This window comes from Salmonella sp. SAL4457 (assembly GCF_046548235.1).
GTDB classification, from domain to species: domain Bacteria; phylum Pseudomonadota; class Gammaproteobacteria; order Enterobacterales; family Enterobacteriaceae; genus Salmonella; species Salmonella enterica.
The window spans coordinates 1-326 of the sequence record NZ_JBGDZO010000218.1; the positions used below are offsets into that span (position 1 = coordinate 1).

General features: G+C 69.9%; 1 pseudogene. It reads right to left on the reverse strand.

The features are described 5' to 3' along the window. Positions 1-266, reverse strand: a pseudogene (locus ACLJNW_RS23990) (hypothetical protein); the annotation flags it as partial. Between the last annotated feature and the right edge of the window lie 60 nt (positions 267-326).

Genomic DNA, 326 nt, shown 5'->3' on the forward strand with positions numbered 1-326 from the left:
GTCGGCGACAGGCCGAGGGCAACGCCGATGCTCACGCCAAGCAGCGCGCCCAGGGCGAAACCGACGACGATCTCCAGGCTGGTGATCGCCGTGTGCTCCAGCAGTCCGGCGCCGTGCCACATGGCCACGCCCTCCGCCGCCACCCGGCTCAGCCCCGGCAGGACGAACTCGGGCATGCCGAGCAGGCCGGGCCCCCACTGCCAGGCAGCGAGGAACAGGAACAACAGCGCGAGACTGCCGAGCAAGGGTCTGGTGGAGAGGTTCATGGGCGGGGTCCGTGCTGCGCGGTCAGGTCGGCGGACTCGACGAAACGGTTGGTGTAAAGC